Origin of the sequence: Nocardioides baekrokdamisoli, from assembly GCF_003945325.1 — a bacterium.
Lineage (GTDB): Bacteria > Actinomycetota > Actinomycetes > Propionibacteriales > Nocardioidaceae > Nocardioides > Nocardioides baekrokdamisoli.
Window position 1 is genome coordinate 231878 of record NZ_AP019307.1, and the last position, 21286, is coordinate 253163.

At 67.3% G+C, this 21286-nt stretch carries 16 protein-coding genes and 1 tRNA gene; 8 read left to right on the forward strand and 9 right to left on the reverse strand.

Annotation, left to right across the window (positions count from 1 at the left end):
• Positions 1 to 26: 26 nt before the first annotated feature.
• Together KCTC_RS01005 and def are read right to left on the reverse strand one after the other, a co-directional pair.
• Positions 27 to 902: a hypothetical protein gene (locus tag KCTC_RS01005; RefSeq protein ID WP_125565945.1), complete on the reverse strand. Its 876-nt coding sequence runs from the start codon at positions 900 to 902 to the stop codon at positions 27 to 29.
• A 143-nt stretch (positions 903 to 1045) separates the two neighbouring features.
• Positions 1046 to 1630 carry a peptide deformylase gene (gene def, locus KCTC_RS01010; protein WP_231998778.1) on the reverse strand — a complete coding sequence of 195 codons (585 nt, stop codon included), beginning with the start codon at positions 1628 to 1630 and terminating at the stop codon, positions 1046 to 1048.
• A gap of 75 nt (positions 1631 to 1705) precedes the next feature.
• Here def and KCTC_RS01015 point away from each other — a divergent pair, with 75 nt between their 5' ends.
• Both KCTC_RS01015 and KCTC_RS01020 read left to right on the forward strand, forming a co-directional pair.
• Positions 1706 to 3073 (forward strand): acyl-CoA dehydrogenase family protein, encoded by a 1368-nt coding sequence (locus KCTC_RS01015; protein WP_174233024.1) that lies wholly within the window; start codon positions 1706 to 1708, stop codon positions 3071 to 3073.
• 28 nt (positions 3074 to 3101) lie between these two features.
• Entirely contained in the window at positions 3102 to 4310 is a 1209-nt protein-coding gene (locus KCTC_RS01020) for an acyl-CoA dehydrogenase family protein (RefSeq protein ID WP_125565947.1), read from the forward strand.
• A gap of 103 nt (positions 4311 to 4413) precedes the next feature.
• On the opposite strand, the gene KCTC_RS01025 is transcribed toward KCTC_RS01020, so the two are convergent.
• Both KCTC_RS01025 and KCTC_RS01030 read right to left on the reverse strand, forming a co-directional pair.
• On the reverse strand, positions 4414 to 4980 hold the full coding sequence (locus tag KCTC_RS01025) for a LysR substrate-binding domain-containing protein (RefSeq protein ID WP_125565949.1): 567 nt from the start codon (positions 4978 to 4980) through the stop codon (positions 4414 to 4416).
• A 33-nt stretch (positions 4981 to 5013) separates the two neighbouring features.
• Positions 5014 to 6708 (reverse strand): S53 family peptidase, encoded by a 1695-nt coding sequence (locus tag KCTC_RS01030; protein WP_125565951.1) that lies wholly within the window; start codon positions 6706 to 6708, stop codon positions 5014 to 5016.
• Positions 6709 to 6847: 139 nt separating this feature from the next.
• On the opposite strand from KCTC_RS01030, the gene KCTC_RS01035 reads away from it, so the two are divergent.
• From KCTC_RS01035 to KCTC_RS01045, 3 genes are all read left to right on the forward strand, one after another.
• Positions 6848 to 6932 (forward strand) — tRNA-Leu (locus KCTC_RS01035).
• Between the two features lie 80 nt (positions 6933 to 7012).
• The gene (locus tag KCTC_RS01040) at positions 7013 to 7801 is read left to right on the forward strand and encodes an MBL fold metallo-hydrolase (protein ID WP_125565953.1); all 789 of its coding nucleotides are present in this window, start codon (positions 7013 to 7015) and stop codon (positions 7799 to 7801) included.
• A 22-nt stretch (positions 7802 to 7823) separates the two neighbouring features.
• Positions 7824 to 9116, forward strand: coding sequence for a M20/M25/M40 family metallo-hydrolase (locus tag KCTC_RS01045; protein ID WP_125565955.1), 1293 nt, complete (start codon positions 7824 to 7826; stop codon positions 9114 to 9116).
• A 17-nt stretch (positions 9117 to 9133) separates the two neighbouring features.
• Here KCTC_RS01045 and KCTC_RS01050 read toward each other — a convergent pair whose 3' ends face one another.
• Both KCTC_RS01050 and KCTC_RS01055 read right to left on the reverse strand, forming a co-directional pair.
• Positions 9134 to 9352: a DUF5703 family protein gene (locus KCTC_RS01050; protein WP_125565958.1), complete on the reverse strand. Its 219-nt coding sequence runs from the start codon at positions 9350 to 9352 to the stop codon at positions 9134 to 9136.
• A 22-nt stretch (positions 9353 to 9374) separates the two neighbouring features.
• A complete protein-coding gene (locus KCTC_RS01055; RefSeq protein WP_125565960.1) occupies positions 9375 to 10328 on the reverse strand; it encodes an aldo/keto reductase in 954 nt (317 codons plus the stop codon).
• Between the two features lie 59 nt (positions 10329 to 10387).
• Between KCTC_RS01055 and mshC the strand changes: the two genes are divergently transcribed.
• The gene (gene mshC / locus KCTC_RS01060) at positions 10388 to 11599 is read left to right on the forward strand and encodes a cysteine--1-D-myo-inosityl 2-amino-2-deoxy-alpha-D-glucopyranoside ligase (protein WP_125565962.1); all 1212 of its coding nucleotides are present in this window, start codon (positions 10388 to 10390) and stop codon (positions 11597 to 11599) included.
• 146 nt (positions 11600 to 11745) lie between these two features.
• On the forward strand, positions 11746 to 12567 hold the full coding sequence (locus KCTC_RS01065) for an alkaline phosphatase family protein (RefSeq protein WP_125565964.1): 822 nt from the start codon (positions 11746 to 11748) through the stop codon (positions 12565 to 12567).
• A 64-nt stretch (positions 12568 to 12631) separates the two neighbouring features.
• Here KCTC_RS01065 and KCTC_RS01070 read toward each other — a convergent pair whose 3' ends face one another.
• Positions 12632 to 13480 (reverse strand): PAC2 family protein, encoded by an 849-nt coding sequence (locus KCTC_RS01070; RefSeq protein ID WP_125565966.1) that lies wholly within the window; start codon positions 13478 to 13480, stop codon positions 12632 to 12634.
• Between the two features lie 139 nt (positions 13481 to 13619).
• Between KCTC_RS01070 and metH the strand changes: the two genes are divergently transcribed.
• A complete protein-coding gene (gene metH, locus KCTC_RS01075) occupies positions 13620 to 17426 on the forward strand; it encodes a methionine synthase (protein ID WP_456299591.1) in 3807 nt (1268 codons plus the stop codon).
• A gap of 8 nt (positions 17427 to 17434) precedes the next feature.
• Here metH and KCTC_RS01080 read toward each other — a convergent pair whose 3' ends face one another.
• Together KCTC_RS01080 and KCTC_RS01085 are read right to left on the reverse strand one after the other, a co-directional pair.
• Positions 17435 to 20191 carry a beta strand repeat-containing protein gene (locus KCTC_RS01080; protein ID WP_125565970.1) on the reverse strand — a complete coding sequence of 919 codons (2757 nt, stop codon included), beginning with the start codon at positions 20189 to 20191 and terminating at the stop codon, positions 17435 to 17437.
• Positions 20188 to 21276 (reverse strand): hypothetical protein, encoded by a 1089-nt coding sequence (locus KCTC_RS01085; RefSeq protein ID WP_125565972.1) that lies wholly within the window; start codon positions 21274 to 21276, stop codon positions 20188 to 20190. Before KCTC_RS01085 ends, KCTC_RS01080 begins: the two co-directional genes overlap by 4 nt.
• Positions 21277 to 21286 lie beyond the last annotated feature (10 nt).

The following is a 21286-nucleotide window of genomic DNA, read 5'->3' on the forward strand; positions in this document are numbered from 1 at the left end:
TCAGGTCGAAACCCGGCGAATGTCAATCACCAGCGGCGTGACGAGTACGTGGACGCGAGCGCTGTGCGGAGCCGCGTGGTCCACTCGTCCAGTCGCTGCGGCTGGAAGTCGCCTTCCTTCACCACGATGAACGTCCAGCCGAGCGCCTCGAGGTCGCGCCGCCGGCGTTCGTCGCGTACGCGCTGCTCCACTGTCGAGTGGAATTCGGTGCTGTCGTACTCAACAGCGACGCGAGCCAGCCGGTAGGCGAGATCGAGCCGATAGGTGGGTTCGTCACCGATCGGGATCCACACCTGTGGTTCTGGCGCGGGCAGCCCTGCATCGATGATCGCCAACCGCAGCCAACTCTCACGAGGTGATTCGGAGCGCGGATCCATGTAGTCGATGAGTTCCCGCAGCTGCACCACGCCGCGACGTCCACGAAAGCGCGGCAGGTTCGCTCGCATGTCCGACGCGGTGACACCGTGCAACCTTGCGAAGGAATCCAGGGCGGCGAGCGCCTCGCGTCGGCGCAGCACGCACCCGAGGTCGAGCGCCGTACGCACGGGTGTGGTCAGTGTGACGCCGTGCAACTCCATCAGATCGGACGGATGCAGGGTGCGGTTGCGGCCGCGTACGTCAGACCGTTCGATCCGAGGCCCGCCGGGCGGTGCGCAGAACTCCAGGGGCGGATCATCGTGCGCCTCGCTCCAACCGTAGGTGTCGATGCCGTGGAGCCAGCCGGCTGTGCGGTCGACAGCGACGTTGCCGCGCCGGCTGTTGGCGACGATCGCTCTGGCGCGCGCCATCAACGTCTCCGGGTCCGTCGCCGGCACGTAGACGCCGTGGCTGATACGGCGCAGTCTCGAGTTGCGGTCAGGACGGCGGAAGGGGATGACGACAGCGCTGGATGGGTTGCTCATGGTCAGCATCTTGAACCGGCCGGGATCAGATTGTCTGCCAGCAATTGTCAGCCTGTGGATAACTGTTCGCGGCCGCCATTCGCCGGGTCTCGGGGTGGCAGACGCCGGGTTTCGGCGTGACGGATGTCGGGTTTCGGCGGGGGTCAGGGGACCGGCCAGGTCAGCGGATAGTCCGGGGCAGCCTTCTGCATCTGCTTGTCGAGCTTCTTACGGGCTTTCAGGGAGATGCGGTCGCCGAAGACGATCCCGTTCAGGTGATCCGTCTCGTGCTGGAGGCACCGTGCCAGCAGTCCGCTTCCTTCAAAGCGCACCGGCTCGCCCGAGAGTCCCTGGCCGGTGACGGCGGCAAAGTCCGGCCGGGCACACGGCACGTACGCGCCGGGCCAGGACAGGCAGCCCTCGTCGTCGTTGTCGAGCCGGCGCTCCGCGCCCACGGGCAGTTCGAGGACGGGGTTGCAGACGACGCCGACGGTGTGGCGCCCGGTCTCATCGGGGCAGTCGAAGACGAAGACTGCGGAGTCGGCACCGATCTGGTTCGCGGCGAGTCCCACGCCCTCGGCGGCGTACATCGTGGCGACCATGTCGGCGACCAACGACATGAGCCCGTCGCCGAACTCGGTGACGCGTACGAGGGTGCGTCCCATGACAGGCTCACCCCAGCGAGTGATCGGCCGTACCGTGCCGCCGGCGGGCAGAGATCCGTACGGGGCGATCGGGCTCTCGGTCACGGGACAGGAACTTAGTCGGACACGCCGGATGGCACACACTGGCGCGTTCTGTAACTCCGAGTTACAGTTTGGCCCATGTCCCAGAACCCCGTTACGCGGGCCGGCGGTAAGCACGGCCTGGCTCGCAAGGAGAAGCGCGACCCCATCGGGATCGCGGTCCTTGCCCTGAACAAGCTCGCTCAGAGCCCGTTCCTCGACAAGCTGAACATGCGCAAGCCTGCGGAAGAGGTCATCTATCAGGCCACCCGCAGCGGCTTCAAGATCGCCTCATCGGCCGGTCGGGCATTCGCCAAGAAGGGCACCAAGGGCGCCCCGGGCGTCAGTACGCCGAAGGCGACGGGCAGCGGACTGTTCGACCTGACGCCGACCGAGGATGAGCAGATGCTCGTCGACGTCGTCACCGAGTTCGCGGCCGAGGCCGTACGCCCCGTGGCCGCCGAGGCCAACGAGGCCGCCCAGACCCCGATCGAGGTCCTCGGCGCAACTCTCGAGATCGGACTCCCGATCCTCGGCGTGGCCGACGAGCTCGGGGGCATTGCCGAGACCCGCTCAGCGGTGGCAGGCACGCTGGTCCACGAGGCGCTCGCCAAGGGCGACATGGGCATCGCGGTTGCTGCGCTCGCACCGGGCGCCGTCGCGACCGCGCTCAGCCTCTGGGGCACCGACGAGCAGCAGAAGACGTACCTCCCGGCCTTCACCGAGGCGCAGAACGTGCCGGCCGCCGCGCTGGCGCTGACCGAGTCTGCCGTCTTGTTCGACGTCTTCAAGCCGAAGACCACCGCTGAGCGCAAGGGCGACAAACTCGTCCTGAACGGCGAGAAGACACTGGTCCCGCGGGGCAAGGATGCCGAGCTCTTCATCATCGGCGCCCAGCTCGAGGGCAAGAACGTCCTCGTCATCGTGGAGAGCGGCGTGGAGGGCCTCAGCGTCGAGGCGGACCCGGCGATGGGCCTCAAGGCCGCCAGCCTCACCAAGATCCACCTCGAGAACGTCACGGTCGACGCCGACCAGATCCTCGGCGCCACCGACGGCTCGACCTACACCGAAGCCGTACGCAACTCCCGCCTTGCCTGGTGCGCGCTGTCCCTGGGCACCGGCCAGGCCGTGCTCGAGTACGTCACCGAGTACGTGAAGACCCGTGAGGCGTTCGGCGAGCCGATCGCGTACCGCCAGGCGGTCGCGTTCATGGTCGCCAACATCGCGATCGAACTCCAGGCCATGCGTCTGGTGACGTACAAGGCGGCCTCGCGCGTCGCTCGGGGCGTCGACGCCTCCCGCGAACTCGGTCTCGCCCGGAAGTTGTGTGCCGACAAGGGCATGCAGATCGGCCTCGACGGCGTCCAGTTGCTCGGTGGTCACGGCTTCACCAAGGAACACCCGGTCGAGCGGTGGTACCGCGACCTGCGAGCCATCGGCATCCTGGAAGGAGGCGTCCTCGTCTGAGCCCCGGCTCAGTCGAAGGAGAACAGCCATGATCTATCTCGAAATCCCCAAGAAGCACCGCACGCTCATCGACCAGGCTCACCAGGTCGCGATGAACATGCTTCGCCCGATCTCGCGCAAGTACGACCTCGCCGAGCACGAGTACCCCAAGGAACTCGACATGCTCGCCGCGATGATCGACGGCCTCGATGCCTCCGGCGCCTCCGAGGGCGCTGGTGCGACCGGCGTACGCCGTGACGCCGATGCCGACAAGTCCAACAAGAACGGCGCCAACATGGCCTCGGCGCTCTCAGTGGCCGAGATGTGTTGGGGCGACACCGGTCTGACCCTGTCGATGCCCCGTCAGGGTCTCGGCAACTCGGCCATCGCCTCGGTGGCGACCGATGAGCAGCTGAAGAAGTTCAAGGGCACGTGGGCGTCGATGGCGATCACGGAGCCGTCGTTCGGGTCGGACTCCTCGGCGATCACCACGACCGCCAAGGTCGACGGGGACGCGTACGTGCTGAACGGGGAGAAGATCTTCGTCACCTCGGGTGAGCGGTCGGACTCGATCGTCGTCTGGGCGACGCTCGACAAGTCACTCGGCAAGGCGGCGATCAAATCCTTCGTCGTCACCAAGGACATGCCCGGTGTGAAGGTGGAGCGACTCGAGCACAAGCTCGGCATCCGTGCCTCCGACACCGCCGTGATCACGTTCACGGACGTACGCGTGCCTGCGGAGAACTTGCTGGGTTCGCCGGAGATCAACGTCCAGGAGGGCTTCGCCGGTGCGATGGCGACGTTCGACAACACGCGTCCGCTCGTGGCGGCGATGGCCGTCGGCTGCGCTCGTGCCTCGCTCGACCTCACCCGCGACCTGCTGAAGCAGGCCGGGGTCGAGATCGACTACGACAAGCCGGCGTACCTGCAGTCCGCAGCGGCGGCCAAGTTCATCCAGCTCGAGGCCGACTGGGAGGGTGCCCTGCTCTTGACGATGCAGGCTGCCTGGATGGCGGACAACAAGAAGGCGAATTCGCTCGAGGCATCGATGTCGAAGGCGAAGGCCGGCCGCGTCGGCTCGGATGTCACCCTGTCCTGCATCGAGTTGGCGACCGGCGTCGGCTACTCGGAGTCGGAGTTGCTGGAGAAGTGGGGCCGTGACTCCAAGATCCTCGACATCTTCGAGGGCACCCAGCAGATCCAGCAGCTGATCGTGGCTCGCAGGATCCTCGGCTTGTCCAGCTCCGAGCTCAAGTAGCAGTCGTTAGGGGAGTACGTGCGCGGCCGTCAGGAGCCCGCGCGCAAGGCGGCCGAATCGGGCCGCCGAGCACGGAGCGACGCCGCGGACGCGCCGTACACCCCTAACGGGAGGAGCGGGCCGTTCGGCCTTTCACCACCCCGACGAACGCCTGGATGCGGTCGCCGTCGTCGGCCTTGTCCCACACCAGCGCGACCGTGCTGGGTTCCAGATCGCTGACGACGCGGTACGTCGCGTCCTTGCGGTGGAAGAGGCGTGCCAACGACATCGGGATGATCGCGACGCCCGTACCAGCGGCAACGGTCTCGATCGCGTCCTTGACCGACATCTCGGGCCACGAAAGCTGTTCGACTGCCGGCGTCCACCCCGAGGGGTGGGGGAGTACGAGCTGCTCCTCATCCAGGTCCGCTGTGGAGAGCTCCTCCTCGAGAGTCAGCAAGTGCTCGATGCCCATGACCGCGACCGGCAGTTCTTCGTACAGCCGCACCACGTGCCTGTCGGTGGTGTCGACCGGCAGCCGCACGATGCATGCGTCGTACTCCCGCAGCGCAGCGTCCTGATCGGCTTCTTCGACGGGGACCAACTCGAGCGGCTCTGCCTGCTGGTCGCGCCATGCGCGCGCCCACTTGTCAGGGGTCGAGCCGAGGACGAAACCGATCCGAAGGGTCACGGCCTCAGCGTAGGGCGCTGAGGCCGGACGACGTCAGCGAGGCAGGTACGCCGCCATTCCTGACCACAGGATCGAACCGACGCCGGTGAGGGTGTCGTATCCGATGCCAGCCGTCACTCGGGGGTCGTTGCCCGCGTCCGCTGCTGCGCCATTCGAGCCACTGCGTACGTCGCGCACGAACTTCTTCGCGGCGGCGGCCTTGTAGATCCCGCCGTGGAGGTCCGGCACGCCCCGGGTACGCCCGAGCGAGGCGAGCAGGTCGACGAACAGTGCTGCCGACACTGGGGTCGCCAGGCTCGTGCCGCCTACGAGCAACTGCCCGTTGGAGTTCGCAGCGGGGTCCGACGTGGTGATCAGGAGGCCGGTCGCGGGATCGGCGTCGGCTGCGATGTCCGGGACGAGCCGTCGACCGCGGCCCGCGAACGGCGCAGCGGTGACATAGATGCGCTGGTAGGCGGGCGTACCGAACACGGTGGACTGGCCGCCCCCGGTGCCGCCCTGACCGGTGCAGGTCGATTGGGAGGTGCAGGACCACGCAGTCTCGGTCCAGTTGGAGCCGCTGTTTGCCACACGGGATGTGGTGGCGCTGGCCAGCCGCGTGCCGCCGACGCCGATGACGTACGGCGAGGACGCCGGGAAGTCGACCGCGGCGCTCGGGCCGGGGCCGCCGAGGAGCCCTCCACCGAGAAGTCCGCCGCCGGAGCCGCCGTTGTCGCAGTCGTAGATGCCGATGTCGCCGGCCGGGGCGAAGATGTTGACCCCCGCAGCGACGAGCGACTGAAGGATCGGCTGGACCGCCTGGATGTTGCTGATCCCGGTGGCTGACTCGCACCCGCCCCAGGAAGTCGACAGCGCTGCGATCCGTGGGTTCCGTACGCGAGCGTGACTGTTGCCGAGGACGTCGTCCAGGACAGCCGAGAAGGCGTCATTGAAGCCGGCGTTGCTGTTCGGCGCCGAGTAGAGCTGCTGGGCGGAGTACGGACTGACCCCGAGGATCGCTTCCTGGTCCAGGCCCACCTCGACCTGGCCGTTGGAGTCCGTCGCGCCGCCATCGACGCGTACGGTCCGCAGCTGACGGGTCGCGACCGGATCCGGACGCCCCATCCGGGCGGCGTACCTGGAGAGATCGTTCTGGTTCCAGTCGGAGAACTGGATGGTCGCGACAGTCAGCGGCCCGTTGCGGCTGTTCCCTGCGCCCGGCGGGACGCGAGGAGCGGTGTACGCGTTGCGCAGGTCGTATGGCGAGGCCGCGCGGACCACGGACGAGTGCCACGCAGGCACCGACGTTGTCGTCGGGTTGGCGAGTCGGACCAGTCCAGCCAGCGCTGTCGGGACGCGCGGGTACGGTGCGAGCGCCTGCGTAAGGGTGGTTGGGTTGATCGGCAGGAGGCCGAACAGTGCCGTCACCAGGTTCTGCGGCGCGGAGACCGTCATCGTCCAGGACGACTCCTCAAGGACCCGGAATCCCTGCGACGTCAACATGTGGGCGACGGAGATGTGGGTGGCTGCCGACGGCAGCAGAGTTGCGAGCTTCGCACGACGTTCGCTCACCGAGCCGGTCGTGTCCGCTGCGAGCGCGGCAAGCGCGGTCGGATTCGGTGCAGCGAGCGTCAGCGTGATCTCGACCGGATTCGTTCCCGCGTACGCGCTCGGCGACCCCTGGACGGTGATCAGTGATGCTGCTGCGAGGCTGAAGGCAGCGGCGTAGCGGGCAGTGCGCTGGCGCATGTGTCGCTCCGAGATGTAGGCGATCGATCGCGACACCTTAACCCGCCTGCCGGTGGCCCGGGACCCTCTTGCAACAACCCGCATGGCGCGCGCCGATTGGGACAGAAGTGGTCGTTCCGGTAACGTTCGACCCGCATTCGCGCGGGTGGCGGAATAGGCAGACGCGCTAGCTTGAGGTGCTAGTCCACGTATAGTGGGTGGGGGTTCAAGTCCCCCCTCGCGCACGCGATTGCGAAAGGCCCCGGTCCATTCGACCGGGGCCTTTCTCGCTGCATGGCGTACGTCCGCAGACCTACGATGCCTCATGACCGAAGCCCGGATCACGCACGTCGGCGGCCCCACGGCCCTCATCGAGGTCGCCGGGTGGCGGATCCTGACGGACCCGACATTCGATCCGCCCGGCAGGCGCTACTTCTTCGGCTGGGGCACGACCTCGCGCAAGTTGGCGGGACCGTCGATCGCCCCCGACGAGCTCGGGTCGATCGACGCCGTCCTGGTCACACATCATCACCACGGGGACAACCTGGATCCGGCGGCAGTCGCACTCCTCCCGCAGTGGGGCACCACGATCACGACGGTGAAGGCGGCCGCGGCCCTCGGCCACGGCGCGGTCGGCCTCAGGACGTGGGACACCACCACCCTCAGCGCGCCCGGCAAACCGACGATCAGGATCACCGCGACGCCGTGCCGGCACGGACCCGTCGGCAGTGACCCGATCACGGGTCCGGTCGTCGGGTTCTCGTTGGCTTGGGAAGGTCAGAGCAACGGCGAGCTCTGGATCACCGGCGACACCGTCCTCTTCCCGGCGCTGCGCGAGGTGCCGGCGCGGATCAATGTCGGCACGCTGCTCATCCACCTCGGGTCTGTCAGGTTCCGGTACATGTCCGGCTGGTTGCGCTACACGATGGACGCGCGCGAGGGCGCGGCGCTGATCGACCTCGTCGGCCCCGCGCATGTGATCCCGGTGCATTACGAGGGCTGGTCGCACTTCCAGCAGGATCGCGACCGCGCCGAACCCGTCCTGGCTACCTCGAAGTACGCCGACCGGATCACCTGGCTCGATCCGGGTGCCTCGGCTGTCGTGGACGTCTGACGTCGCCGGTAGCGTGGTCGCCATGCCCCTTGCTGAGTCCGAGGTCGTCGAGCTCGCCCACGATCTGATCCGTATGGACACCAGCAACTACGGCGACGGGTCCGGACCCGGCGAGCGGACCGCAGCCGAGTACGTCGCCGCGAAACTCGACGACGTGGGTATCGAAGCGCGGATCATCGAGACCGGTCCCGGCCGGGCGAACGTGATCGCCCATTGGGGACCGCGTACGGATGGGTCGCTGCTCGTTCACGGGCACCTTGACGTCGTCCCGGCGGTCGCAGGGGACTGGCAGACGGACCCGTTCGCGGGCGAGATCGCGGACGGCTACCTGTGGGGCCGTGGCGCGGTCGACATGAAGGACTTCGACGCGATCGCTCTGGCCGTCGTCCGTCAGCGCGCACGCGAAGGCCGGATGCCTGCGCGCGGAGTGACCCTGGCGTTCACAGCAGACGAGGAAGCCGGCGGTCACCACGGGGCCGAGTTGCTCGTACGCGATCACGCGGACCTGTTTGCGCACTGCTCGGAGGCGGTCGGCGAAGTGGGCGGCTTCTCGACCACCGTACGCGGGCGTCGGATGTATCTGATCGAGGCAGCCGAGAAGGGCATGGCCTGGCTGCGACTGACCGCGCGCGGCACCGCCGGGCACGGCTCGATGGTGCATCCTGACAACGCGGTCAGTCGACTCGCGACGGCGGTGGCGCGTGTCGGCGCCCACGACTGGGGCGTTCAGTTGACGCCCGCGATGCGCACACTTCTGGCAAGCGTGGGGGAGTTGGCGGGGGTGGAGGCCACACCGCAGAGCGCTCCGGCACTGATCGAGGAATTCGGCCCAGCGTCGCGGATGCTCGGCGCTGCGATCCGTCAGATCTCGAACCCGACGGCGCTGCAGGCCGGCTACAAGGTCAACGTGGTGCCGTCCGAGGCGTCTGCGCTCCTCGATGGGCGATTCCTGCCCGGGACGGAATCCGACTTCTTCGCCACCCTCGCCGAATTGGTCGGCCCGGGTGTGGAGATCGAGGAGATCTCTCGTCAGGCCGCCTGGGAGGAGCCGTTCGAGACACCGCTGGTTGATGCGATCACCAAGGCCATCCTGTCCGAGGACGCCGATGCGCTCGTCGCTCCGTATCTGATGTCGGCAGGGACGGACGCGAAGCACTTCCGCAAGCTGGGGATTGCCACGTACGGCTTCGCGCCGCTGCGACTGCCGGACGACCTGGACTTCACCGCGCTCTTCCACGGAGTCGATGAGCGGGTGCCGATCGATGCGCTCGAATTCGGCACCCGGGTGTTCGACCGGTTCCTTGACCTGGCCTGAGCCGGCGTACGCGGCTCCTATGCGGTCCGTTGCGCCCGGATGATCTTGCGGCGCAGCAACACCTGACGCCTGCCGTCCCGACCGATCCGGAGGCGATCGAGTGTCCACCCGCCGTACTCGGCACGCTCCACGAGGAGTTGGCGCACCGCCGACCTGCTCAGATCACTGGAGAAGGACACCTCATCGAATTCCCATTCCACTCCATCGCGGGGCGGGCGGCGCTCGATGAGTCCCATGTGATCTCCCAGGTGAACCGTTCTATTCAGCAGATACGTCGTCCAGGGCCGCCACCAACTCCGGCGGCAGCGCCTTGTCCGCGACTGACAGGGCAGCCTTGAGTTGTGCTGCGGTACGCGCGCCCAGCAGGGGTGCGGTCATGCCGGGGCGATCCCGTACCCATGCCAACGCAACCTCCGTCGGCGTCCATCCCAGTCCGTCCGCTGCCCGGCAGACCGCCTCGACGACGCCGCGCCCGTGGTCGTCGAGATAGGCCTCGATCCGAGGTCCGTACTCGTCGGTCGCGCCGCGCGAGTCGCTCGGAGTCCCGGACCGGTACTTCCCGGTGAGAGCACCGCTGGCGAGTGGAGACCAGGCAAGGACGCCGAGGCCGGTGGCCGCGGCAGCAGGCAGGATTGACTCCTCGACGCGGCGGTCGAGGAGTGAGTACTGGACCTGCGTACTGGCCAGGGGCGTACGCCCCAATACCGACTGGAGCGTCGCGGCCTGAGCCGTCTGCCAGGCGTTGTAGTTCGAGATGCCCGCGTACATGACCCGACCACTGCGGACGGCGTCGTCCATCGCGGCGAGCGTCTCCTCGATCGGAGCGTTGTCGGACCACACATGCATCTGCCACAGGTCGACGTGATCGAGCTGGAGCCGCTTGAGCGAGGCGTCGAGCGTCTCCAGGATCGCCTTGCGGGAGGTGTCGAGCTCACGCTTGGAGCGGTCGCCGTCGCGGAACGTCACGCCTGCCTTGGTGGCGATGACGAGATCCTCCCGCCGCCCGACTTCCCGGAGGAGGTGGCCGAGCAACTCCTCAGATGCACCGTTGCCGTAGACAGCGGCGGTGTCGATCAGGTTGCCACCTGCGTCGAGGTAGGAACGCAGCTGATCGCGGGCCTCGTGCTCATCGGTCTCACGCGCCCACGTCCATGTCCCGAGGCCGAGGTCGGTGACCTTGAGGCCTGTGTTGCCGAGACTGCGTTGCTGCATGGTCAGAACATATCCGCGGGGGACCCCGGTTCCGCGGAGCGGCTCGCTAGGCTGCGGACATGCGACCTTGGACTGGCCCTGCCGTTCCGGCCCTGCCCGTACGCGCCCCGGAGCTGTCCTTGTATGACACGGCGACCGGTGCCGTGCGCCCGACGACGGGCAGTTCGCTCTACGTGTGCGGGATCACGCCCTATGACGCCACCCACCTCGGCCACGCGAACACCTACATCGCCTTCGACCTGCTCGTCCGGGCTTGGATCAACGCCGGCCACGAGGTCACGTACGCCCAGAACGTGACGGACGTGGACGACCCGCTCCTGGAGCGCGCCCTGAAGGTCGGTGCGGACTGGACCGAACTGGCGCAACGGGAGACCGCCCTCTACCGCCTCGACATGGAGGCGTTGCGCGTGATCGCACCGACATCCTTCATCGGTGCCGTCGAATCGATCCCGATCGTGCTCGACATGATCGCTCGCCTGGAGGCGAACGGAGCGACCTACCGCGTCGACGACGACATCTACTTCTCCACGGCAGCGGATGAGGCGTTCGGCTCCGAGTCGGGTCTGGATCGCGACACGATGCTGAAGCTGTTCGGCGAGCGTGGCGGCGACCCCGACCGGGCAGGCAAGCGCGACCCGCTCGACCCGTTGCTGTGGCGTGCGCACGTCCCCGGTGAGCCCGGCTGGGACTCGCCGTACGGTCTCGGCCGACCCGGTTGGCACATCGAGTGCGCGGCGATCGCCGAGAAGTACCTGGGGGAGTCGTTCTCGGTCCAGGGTGGCGGCGCCGATCTGGTGTTCCCGCACCATGAGATGTCGGCTTCGCACGCCCACGTCCTGGGCGACGGCTTCGCGTCGCACTACGCGCACGCGGGTCTGGTCGGGTACGACGGCGAGAAGATGTCGAAGTCGCGCGGCAACCTCGTCTTCATCAATTCGCTGCGGCACTCGGAGATCGACCCGTCGGCGATCAGGTTGGCTCTGTTGCGGCACCACTACCGCGAGACGTGGGAATGGTTCGACAACGACCTGTGGGATGCGGTGGACACCGTTCAGCAGTGGCGGCACGCGACCTCGCACGACGCAACCGCCCCGAGCGACGCTGTGGTGACGGCGGTTCTGGCTGCCATGGCCGATGACCTCAATGCACCGGCAGCCGTCGTGGCGATCCAGGAATGGGTCGAGGCGACTCTCCGGGGCGACACGTCCCAGCCGGGTGGCGGCGAGGCGATCAAGCTGGTTGCGGACGCGGCTCTGGGTCTCGTCCTCTGACCCCTCGCCGAGACCCGGCATCCGTCACGTCGAGACCCGGCATCCGTCACGTCGAGATGCGGCATCCGTCACGTCGAGATGCGGAGTTCGTCACGTCGACATGCGGCGTTTGTCAGGCGGACGGCTGAATCAGGTCGGCTGCGCCGATGACCAAGATTCTGCTGATCGGTCTGGACGGGCTCAATCTCGATCCGACATTCGACTCCTCGGCACCGGCGGCTCCTTTCCTCGCTGATCTCCGCGCGCGCTCGACGTACGCATCGATCACGATCGACGGACCCACGATCTCCGGACCGAGCTGGGCGACGCTGCTCACGGGAGCGACGTACGCAGAGCACGGCGTCGCCGACAACACGCTCGTCGGACACCGCCTGGAGGCGTACCCCGATCTGTTGACGCAGGCTGCGACTCACGGCGCGACGACGTTCGCAGCTGCGGGTTGGGGTGCATTGGTCGACCCGGCCGGCCCCGGCCCGATCATCCGTACACGTCCTGACGACCAGCGCGCCGGTGGCCATCGGATCATCTGTCGCGACGGAGAGACCTACGGCTACCGGACGGTCGACGCCGAGATTGCGGCATTCAGCGCGTACGCACTCCGCGAAGCCGGCCCCGACGTCTCGTTCGTCTACTTCTGCGACGTCGATGACGCCGGTCACGTGTACGGGGCGGAGAGTGCGGAGTACCGGGACGCGATCGGCCGGGTCGACGCGCTGACTGAGCGTCTCTGTGCGACGGTCGAGCGGAGATCCGCACTGACCGGGGAGGCCTGGTTGGTGACCATCACCACCGACCACGGCCATCGACCCGAGGGTGGGCACGGTGGGGATTCAGCCGCGGAGCGATCGTCGTTCGTGATCGGTCACGGGATCGGCCGAGGCAATCCGAACTGGCCGTCGTCGATCCGACCTGAGTCGCTGACGCCGTTGCTCCTGGCCGAAACCGGGCATCCGTCGCGCGAAACCTGACATTCATCGGGTCTCGGCCCGCCAAACGTCGGGTCTCGAGGTGGCAGATGTCGGGTTTCGGCGACTACCGGGAGTCGCCGCGGCGCTTGAGGTAGCGCTCGAACTCGCGGGCGATCGCTTCGCCGGAGGCTTCGGGGAGCTCGGAGGTGTCGACCTCCTCCTCGAGTCCGCGTACGTACTCCGCCACGTCCTCGTCCTCGGCCGTGAGTTCCTCCACGCCACGCTCCCAGGCTCGCGAGTCCTCCGGCAGATCGCCGAGAGGGATCGGGCACTCCAGCAGCTCCTCGAGCCGGTTGATCAGCGCGAGCGTTGCCTTCGGGCACGGCGGCTGGGACACATAGTGCGGGACGGCGGCCCAGTAGGACACTGCGGGAAGGTCGTGCTGCTCGCAGGCGTCCACCATCACACCGATGATCCCTGTCGGGCCCTCGTACGCGGACGGTTCGAAGCCCATCCGGTCCACGATCTCCGGTTCGGAGGAGTAGCCCTGCACCTGGATCGGCCGGGTGTGCGGTACGCCGGCCAACAGGGCACCGAACGTGACGACCATCGCCGCGCCCAGCTCGTCCACTGCCGCCAGCAGTTCGGCCACGAACTGACGCCACCGCATCGACGGCTCACTGCCCCGGATCAGGATGACGTCGTGGTCGAGCCCGGCGGGGGAGGCGATGAGCACCTGGGTCCCCGGCCACGTGATCGTGCGATGGCCGTTCTCGTCGAAACCGACAGTCGGTCTGTTGACCTGGAAGTCGTAGAAGTCCTCAGGGTCGATCCCGCCGACCGGCTCTGCGCCCCAGACCTCGATGAGGTGATCGACAGCGCCGCTGGCCGCATCCGCGGCGTCGTTCCACCCGTCGAAGGCCACGATCACCACAGGATCGACCAAGTCCCGCACGTCTGCGATCTCGATCATGGCCTCCACCATATAGACTGATCCCCGGCCGAGAGGCGTTGCAACGGGCCTGTCGTGAAGACAATCCCGCCACGCTCGGCCCGCCCCCGACATGGCGTCGGGGAGCCCAAGGACGCCTTCCGACATCGGAAGGACACCCGTGAGTCTGACGCCCACTTCGCTTGAACCGGCGCTGCGCCCCGACGCCACCGCAGCGCTGACTGCGGCACTGAGCGACCGCATCCTCGTGATCGACGGTGCCATGGGAACGATGATCCAGCGTCATCAGCCCGGCGAAGCCGAGTATCGCGGCGAGCGCTTCAAGGACTGGCACTCCGACATCAAGGGCAATTCCGACGTCCTGGTCCTCACGCAGCCCGACATGATCCGCGACATCCACAAGGAGTACCTCGCCGCCGGCGCGGACCTGGTGGAGACCAACACCTTCGGCGCCACGACCATTGCCCAGGCTGACTTCCACATGGAGTCGCTGGCGTATGAGATGAACTTCGCCGGCGCCCGGCTGGCCCGCGAGGCCGCTGACGAGTTCAGTACGCCGGAGCGGCCGCGATACGTCGCCGGTGCGCTTGGCCCGACCAACCGGACCGCATCGATCAGTCCCGACGTCAATGACCCGGGCGCCCGCAACGTCTCCTACGACGAGCTCGTCACTGCCTATCTTGAGCAGGCCAACGGTCTCGTCGACGGCGGCGCGGACATCCTGCTGATCGAGACCATCTTCGACACCCTCAACGCCAAGGCGGCGATCTTCGCGGTCGAGACGATGTTCGAGGAGCGCGGCCGTCGGTGGCCAGTGATCCTCTCCGGCACCATCACCGACGCGTCGGGACGTACGCTCAGCGGCCAGACGACCGAGGCGTTCTGGAACTCCGTACGCCACGTCAAGCCGCTCGCGATCGGCCTCAACTGCGCGCTCGGTGCTGCCGAGATGCGCCAGTACGTCGCCGAGCTCAGCCGGCTCGCCGACTGCTTCGTCTCCTGCTACCCCAACGCCGGGCTCCCGAACGCATTCGGTGAGTACGACGAGACCGCCGACCAGATGGCGGCGGTCGTCAAGGAGTTCGCCGAGTCGAAGCTCATCAACATTCTCGGCGGCTGCTGCGGCACCACCCCGGACCACATCGGCGCGATGGCGCGTGCCGTCGAAGGGCTGCCGGCGCGCCAGCCGTCCGCGCAGGCTCCGGCGATGCGGTTGTCAGGCCTCGAGCCGTTGGTGATCAACGACGACTCGCTCTTCGTCAACGTCGGCGAGCGTACGAACATCACCGGCTCCGCCAGGTTCCGCAACCTGATCAAGGACGGCGACTACGACACCGCCCTCCAGGTCGCGGCGCAGCAGGTCGAGGCCGGCGCGCAGGTCATCGACGTCAACATGGACGAGGGCATGATCGACGGCGTTGCCGCGATGGACCGCTTCCTCAAGCTGGTCGCCTCCGAGCCCGACATCAGTCGGGTGCCGATCATGGTCGACTCCTCGAAGTGGGAGGTCATCGAGGCCGGGCTCAAGTGCGTCCAGGGCAAGCCGATCGTCAACTCGATCTCGATGAAGGCCGGCGAGGACGAGTTCCGTACGCAGGCGCGGCTGTGCCGCAAGTACGGTGCCGCTGTGGTCGTGATGGCCTTCGATGAGGACGGCCAGGCGGACAATCTCGAACGACGCAAGGAGATCTGCGCGCGGGCGTACAAGATCCTTGTCGAGGAGGAGGGCTTCCCGGCGGAGGACGTCATCTTCGACCCGAACGTCTTCGCTGTGGCGACGGGCATCGAGGAGCACGCCACGTACGGCATGGACTTCATCGAGGGCACGCGCTGGATCAAGGAGAACCTGCCGGGCGCGAAGATCTCCGGCGGCATCTCCAACGTGAGCTTCTCGTTCCGCGGCAACAACCCGGTCCGCGAGGCGATCCACGCCGTCTTCCTGTTCCATGCCATCCAGGCGGGCCTGTCGATGGGCATCGTCAACGCCGGCGCGTTGGTCGTGTACGACCAGGTCGACCCGGAGTTGCGTGACGCGATCGAGGACGTGGTCCTCAACCGCACTGCCGACACCCAGGCAGCCACCGAACGGCTGCTCGAGTTGGCCGAGGCGCACCGGGGCACCGGCGAAGTCGTCGAGGCCGCGACCGAGGAATGGCGCAGCCTTCCGGTCCGTGAGCGGATCACACACGCGCTGGTGAAGGGCCTCGACGCGTTCGTCGAAGCCGACACCGAGGAACTCCGAGCCGAGATCAAGGTGGCCGGTGGGCGACCGATCGAGGTCATCGAGGGCCCGCTGATGGACGGCATGAACGTCGTCGGCGACCTCTTCGGTGCCGGCAAGATGTTCCTGCCGCAGGTCGTGAAGAGCGCCCGAGTGATGAAGAAGGCCGTGGCGTACCTGATCCCCTTCATCGAGGAGGAGAAGGCTGCGCTCGGAACCACCGGCGAGAAGGACACGAACGGCACCGTCATCATGGCGACCGTCAAGGGCGACGTCCACGACATCGGCAAGAACATCGTCGGGGTCGTGCTGCAGTGCAACAACTACGAGGTGATCGACCTCGGCGTGATGGTGCCGGTGCAGAAGATCCTCGACGCCGCCCGTGAGCACAACGCCGACATCATCGGCCTCTCCGGACTGATCACTCCGTCGCTGGACGAGATGGTGACGGTGGCGACCGAGATGCAGCGTCAGGGCTTCGAGATCCCGCTGCTCGTCGGCGGCGCCACGACATCCCGCGCGCACACTGCCGTGAAGATCGACGGCAAGTACGACGGTCCGGTGGTGTGGGTCAAGGACGCGTCCCGCTCGGTCCCGGTGGCCGCCGCTCTGCTGAGCGACGAACAGCGCCCGAAGCTGATGGCCGACGTCAAGGACGACTACGACGCCCTGCGTACGCGCCACGCGGCCAAGCACGACCGTCCGATGGTGACGCTGGAAGCCGCTCGTGCGAACGCGCCTCAGATCGACTGGTCGTCCTACCACCCGCCGCGGCCGCACATGCTCCTCCAGCAGGCTCATGATGTGACTTCGGCGATCACGCCGACCGGCGAGCGCCAGTTCGTGAAGGTGTTCAAGGACTACTCGCTCACCGAACTGCGCAAGTACATCGACTGGCAGCCGTTCTTCAACGCCTGGGAGATGAAGGGCGCCTTCCCCGAGATCCTCAACAGCCCGACCACCGGCCCGGCGGCGCGCAAGTTGTACGACGACGCGCAGGCGATGCTCGACCAGCTGATCGAGGAGAAGTGGCTGACCGCCAACGGCGTCATCGGCCTGTTCCCGGCCAACGCGGTGGGTGACGACCTTGAGGTCTACACCGACGAGACCCGCACTGAGGTGCGTACGCTCCTGCACCACCTGCGCCAGCAGGGCGAGCACCGCGAAGGCGTGGCCAACAAGGCCCTGTCCGACTACATCGCGCCGAAGTCCACCGGTCTGAAGGACTACATCGGTGGCTTTGCCGTCACGGCTGGTCTGGGCTCGGTCGACAAGGTCATGGAGTTCAAGAAGAACCTCGACGACTACAACGCGATCCTCCTGGAATCCATCGCGGACCGGCTTGCGGAGGCGTTCGCGGAGCGGATGCACGAGCGCGTACGCAAGGAGTTCTGGGGCTTCGCGCCCGACGAGCACCTCTCGAACGTGGAACTCATCAAGGAGCAGTACGCAGGGATCCGTCCGGCTCCCGGTTACCCGGCGTGCCCCGAACACACCGAGAAGCAGACGCTCTGGGAGCTGCTCGACGTCGAAGCCAACGCCGGCATCGAGCTGACCGAGTCGATGGCCATGTGGCCGGGTGCCTCGGTCTCCGGGTTCTACTTCAGCCACCCCGAGTCGCAGTACTTCGTCGTCGGCCGCCTCGGTCGCGACCAGGTCGCGGAGTACGCGGAGCGCAAGGGCTGGACGCTCACGGAGGCGGAGCGCTGGTTGAGCGCGAACCTCGGGTACGACCCGGAGGACTGAGACACCCGTCAGAACCGCGTGGCGCCGGAACTGTCGGTGACGGTCGTGGTGCTCAGCGCATTCCCGCTGACGTCCGACAGGCCGGATGCGGGTGTGTAGCTGGGCTCCGTGGCGACCGCTCCGGAACCGGCACTGCCCGAACTGACGCTGCCCAGCTTGATTTGCAGTTGGCCGGACGTGTCCAACGACACGCTTGAGGCGTTGCTCCCGTTGCCACTGAACGCGACCGGTCCGGAAGTCACGTACGCAGTCGTGTGGAGGTCAATCTGTCCGATGTTGACGGTGCACCCTGAGGCGGTCACGGTGAGGATGTTTGTGCCGCCGGAAGCGGTGATGGTGACGGTCACCACGCCGTTGCCAGACAGCGTTTGGGTCCCGCTGTTGGTCCACGTCGAGCAGAACTTGGTCGCGTCCATCTGGCCGGCGAACTGAATGGTCACCGTGTCGCCCTTGCCAGCGGTGCCATTGTTGCCACCTAGCACGATGCTGTTGACCTTCGCGCCGCTGACGGTGACGGACTGCTGGACCTGGGTGGCGGTGTTCCAGTTGGCATTGCCGGCCTGGTTGGCGTCGACCTTGCAGATCCCGCTGGTGTTGAACGTGACGACCCCACCGCTGAGCGAGCAGACCGAACTGGTGGTGGCGTCGATGGTGATCGCGACGGTCAGGCCCGAGGTTGCCGTGGCCGTCGGGGTGTAGGTCGTACCGACAGTGACGTTGTTCGGTGCGGTCGAGGTGAAGCTCACCGTCTGGCTGCCCTTGGTGCTGACGGTGATGGATTGCTGGACCTGGGTGGCGCCGTTCCAGTTGGCGTCGCCGGCCTGGTTGGCGTCGACCTTGCAGGTGCCGAGGGTGTTGTAGGTGACAACGCCGCCGCTGATCGAGCAGACCGAGCTGGTGGTGGCGTCGATGGTGATCGCGACGGTCAGGCCCGAGGTTGCCGTGGCCGTCGGGGTGTAGGTCGTACCGACAGTGACGTTGTTCGGTGCGGTCGAGGTGAAGGACACGGTTTGGTTGCCCTTGGCGACGGTGAACGATTGCGGAGTCGCCGACCCTGACAGGTAGTCGCTGTTGCCGGCCTGGCTGGCCTGCACGGTGCAGGTGCCCGCCCCGACGAACGTGATGGTCGCGCCGTTGGTGCCACCACTGGTGCAGATCGTTGGTGTGCTGGTGGCGAAGGTGACCGCGTTGCCGGAGCCACCTCCGGTCCCGGTTGCCGTGTACGTCGCACCGCCGACCGTGGCCCCGCCGGGGGCCGTCGAGGTGATGGTCACCGTCTGGGCGCCCTTGGCCACAGCGAAGCTCTGTTGGGTCTGCGCTGCCGCCAGGTAGTCGGTGTTGCCGGCCTGGTTGGCGTCGAGGACACAGGTGCCTGCGTGGACGAAGGTGACGACGGCGCCGGCGATGGTGCACGCGCCGGCCGAGGCTGCGTCGATGGTGAAGGTCACGGCGTTGCCGGACCCGCCGCCGGTCGCTGTGGCGGTGTACGTCGCGCCACCGACAGCTGCGCTACCCGGCGCCGTCGAGGTGAAGGTGACGGCCTGAGATCCCTTGCCGACCGCGATGGACTGCTGGACCTGGTTCGCCGCGTTGTAGTTCGCATTGCCGGCCTGGTTGGCGTCGACGACGCACGTGCCGACATGGGCAAAGGTCACGACTGCGCCGGAGATGGTGCACGAACCCGCGGACGTGCCGTCGATGCTGAAGGTGACGGCGTTGCCCGAGGCGCCACCCGTCGCAGTGACGGTGTACGTCGCGCCACCAACAGTTGCGCTACCCGGCGCCGTCGAAGTGAACGTGATCGTCTGCGACGCCTTGGCCACGCTGAACGACTGCTGCGCCTGTGCAGCCGCCGCGTAGTTGGTGTTGCCGGTCTGGTTCGCGTTGATGGTGCACGTGCCGACGCCGACGAAGGACACGGTGGCGCCGGACAGCGTGCAGACCGGTGTGGTCGCGGAGGTGAAGGTGACCGCATTGCCCGAGGCGCCACCCGTGGCGGTGACCGTGTACGTCGCCCCGTTGTAGGTGGCGGCGCCGGGAGCCGTTGAGGTGAACGTGATCGTCTGGGAAGCCTGCGCCACGCTGAACGACTGCTGCTTCTGCGGGGCGGCCGTGTAGTACGTCGATCCCGCCTGGTTGGCGTTGATCGTGCAGCTGCCGACGCCGACGAACGACACCGTCGACCCGCTCACCGTGCAGACACTGCTCGTCGCAGAAGTGAACGTGACCGCGTTGCCCGAACCGCCACCGGTCGCAGTGACGGTGTACGTGCCGTTGTACGCCGGGCTGGCCGGATTCGACGTGAACGTGATCGCCTGGCTGGACTGGACCACGGCCACCGAGCCGCTGGGAGCCGACGAAGCAGTCCACGAGTGATACACCGCGACGACGGCGTACGTGTAGGTCCCCAGCGGCACCGAGGTGTCCTGGCAGGTGGTGGTGCCAACGGTCGATGTCGGAGTGGTGCCGCACGCGGCTGAGGTGACATTGCCGGAGTTCGTACGCGTGACGTAGTAGCCGGTCGGCGCAGGAGAGCCGGACGAGCCGGTCCATGTCACGGTGACGGTGCCGGTCCCGGCGGTCTGACTGCCCGCCACCGCTGTCGGAGCGGCCAGCGTGCCGGTCGATGCCGTACGCGATCCGCTCCCGGTGCTGGTCCAGTAGGCGAGTGCTCCGCCCGTGATCGCGAGGATCAGGGCCATGGCCGCTGCCACCACCACGAAGGGGCGGTTCCAGCGGCGCGCCCAGCCGCGAGCCGCGCTCACAGCCCACTCCCGGTGCCGGCGTACGCGAGCAGGACCGTCGTGGACTTGCACGCGTCCTGATTGACCGGAAGGTCGAGCATCGAGATCGTCGGCCATGCTGATGTCGGGATGCCCAGCTGCTGGAGCGTGAGGGTGGAGTTCGCCGGGATCTGCAGCGGGATCAGGCCGTGGTACTGCGCGAGCGTGAAGTTGCTGGTCGCGCAACCGGCCTGGTTCGTCCCCGTCATCGACACGGTCAAGCTGTCGACCGACAGCGTCGAGTTGGCGGTGTTGGTGATCGCGAGGTTGATCGGCGACGTGCTTCCGGGGGAGAGCGCGTCGACGGGCTGGCCGCTGATGGTGAACGGCGGTCCGACCTGTCCCGGCCTGGTCGGCGGCTTCGCCCTCAGCACCAGATAGGCGAAGGAGCTTTCGAGCTCAGTGCCGGCTCGGCCCTGGGCCATGATCCTGTACGTCCCGGGTTTCACTCCGGCGGGGAACGTCGCGTGCACGGTCACGAAGGTGCGGCTGTTCACGGTGGGTGCGGTGAGGGTGACTCGTGAGTGCAGCGGGAATCCGTGCACGATCAGGCTGACGTTGGGGCCGGGCGCCGGACGGAGCCCCTCCAACCGGATCGAGTAGTTGACCGCTCCTCCGACGAGAGCCGTACGCAGTGGTGGCGCCAACCGGAGGGTGAACGTCCCGGGCTCGCTGACCACGACGGTGACCGGGAAGCGGACAACGGTGCGACCGGCGTAGGCGGCGACTGTCACGTGATAGGTGCCGAGCGGGGTGGCCAGCGCTGCAATGAAGTCGACGGCGTCAAAGGATCCGTATGGCTCAGCGGTTGCATAGATCCTGCTGGTGATGCCGCGCGGCGGGTCGACGACCCGGAGCGAGGGCCGCTGGGCGCCGGTGTAGTTGACGCGTACACCGATGGCGACGTGCCCACCAGCTCGTACGTGGACGGTGGTGACGTCCGGACGGACCGACAGCGCGGCGTTGCTGCCTGTCGAGGAGCCGAGCACCAGGGCACACGTCATCGCAACCAACAGCAGAGCTGTGGTTGCGGCCCGCGGCAGCAGGCGGCGTGCGGGTGACGGCATTGTCGAATTC

Bases quoted from the DNA above. Each gene is read 5' to 3' on its own strand.
- KCTC_RS01085 (WP_125565972.1), bottom strand. From the start codon at position 21,276: ATGCCGTCACCCGCACGCCGCCTGCTGCCGCGGGCCGCAACCACAGCT.
- KCTC_RS01005 (WP_125565945.1), bottom strand. From the start codon at position 902: ATGAGCAACCCATCCAGCGCTGTCGTCATCCCCTTCCGCCGTCCTGAC.
- mshC (WP_125565962.1), top strand. From the start codon at position 10,388: ATGCGACCTTGGACTGGCCCTGCCGTTCCGGCCCTGCCCGTACGCGCC.
- KCTC_RS01050 (WP_125565958.1), bottom strand. From the start codon at position 9,352: ATGGGACTCATCGAGCGCCGCCCGCCCCGCGATGGAGTGGAATGGGAA.
- KCTC_RS01070 (WP_125565966.1), bottom strand. From the start codon at position 13,480: ATGATCGAGATCGCAGACGTGCGGGACTTGGTCGATCCTGTGGTGATC.
- KCTC_RS01040 (WP_125565953.1), top strand. From the start codon at position 7,013: ATGACCGAAGCCCGGATCACGCACGTCGGCGGCCCCACGGCCCTCATC.
- KCTC_RS01065 (WP_125565964.1), top strand. From the start codon at position 11,746: ATGACCAAGATTCTGCTGATCGGTCTGGACGGGCTCAATCTCGATCCG.
- KCTC_RS01020 (WP_125565947.1), top strand. From the start codon at position 3,102: ATGATCTATCTCGAAATCCCCAAGAAGCACCGCACGCTCATCGACCAG.
- KCTC_RS01015 (WP_174233024.1), top strand. From the start codon at position 1,706: ATGTCCCAGAACCCCGTTACGCGGGCCGGCGGTAAGCACGGCCTGGCT.
- KCTC_RS01055 (WP_125565960.1), bottom strand. From the start codon at position 10,328: ATGCAGCAACGCAGTCTCGGCAACACAGGCCTCAAGGTCACCGACCTC.
- KCTC_RS01030 (WP_125565951.1), bottom strand. From the start codon at position 6,708: ATGCGCCAGCGCACTGCCCGCTACGCCGCTGCCTTCAGCCTCGCAGCA.
- KCTC_RS01045 (WP_125565955.1), top strand. From the start codon at position 7,824: ATGCCCCTTGCTGAGTCCGAGGTCGTCGAGCTCGCCCACGATCTGATC.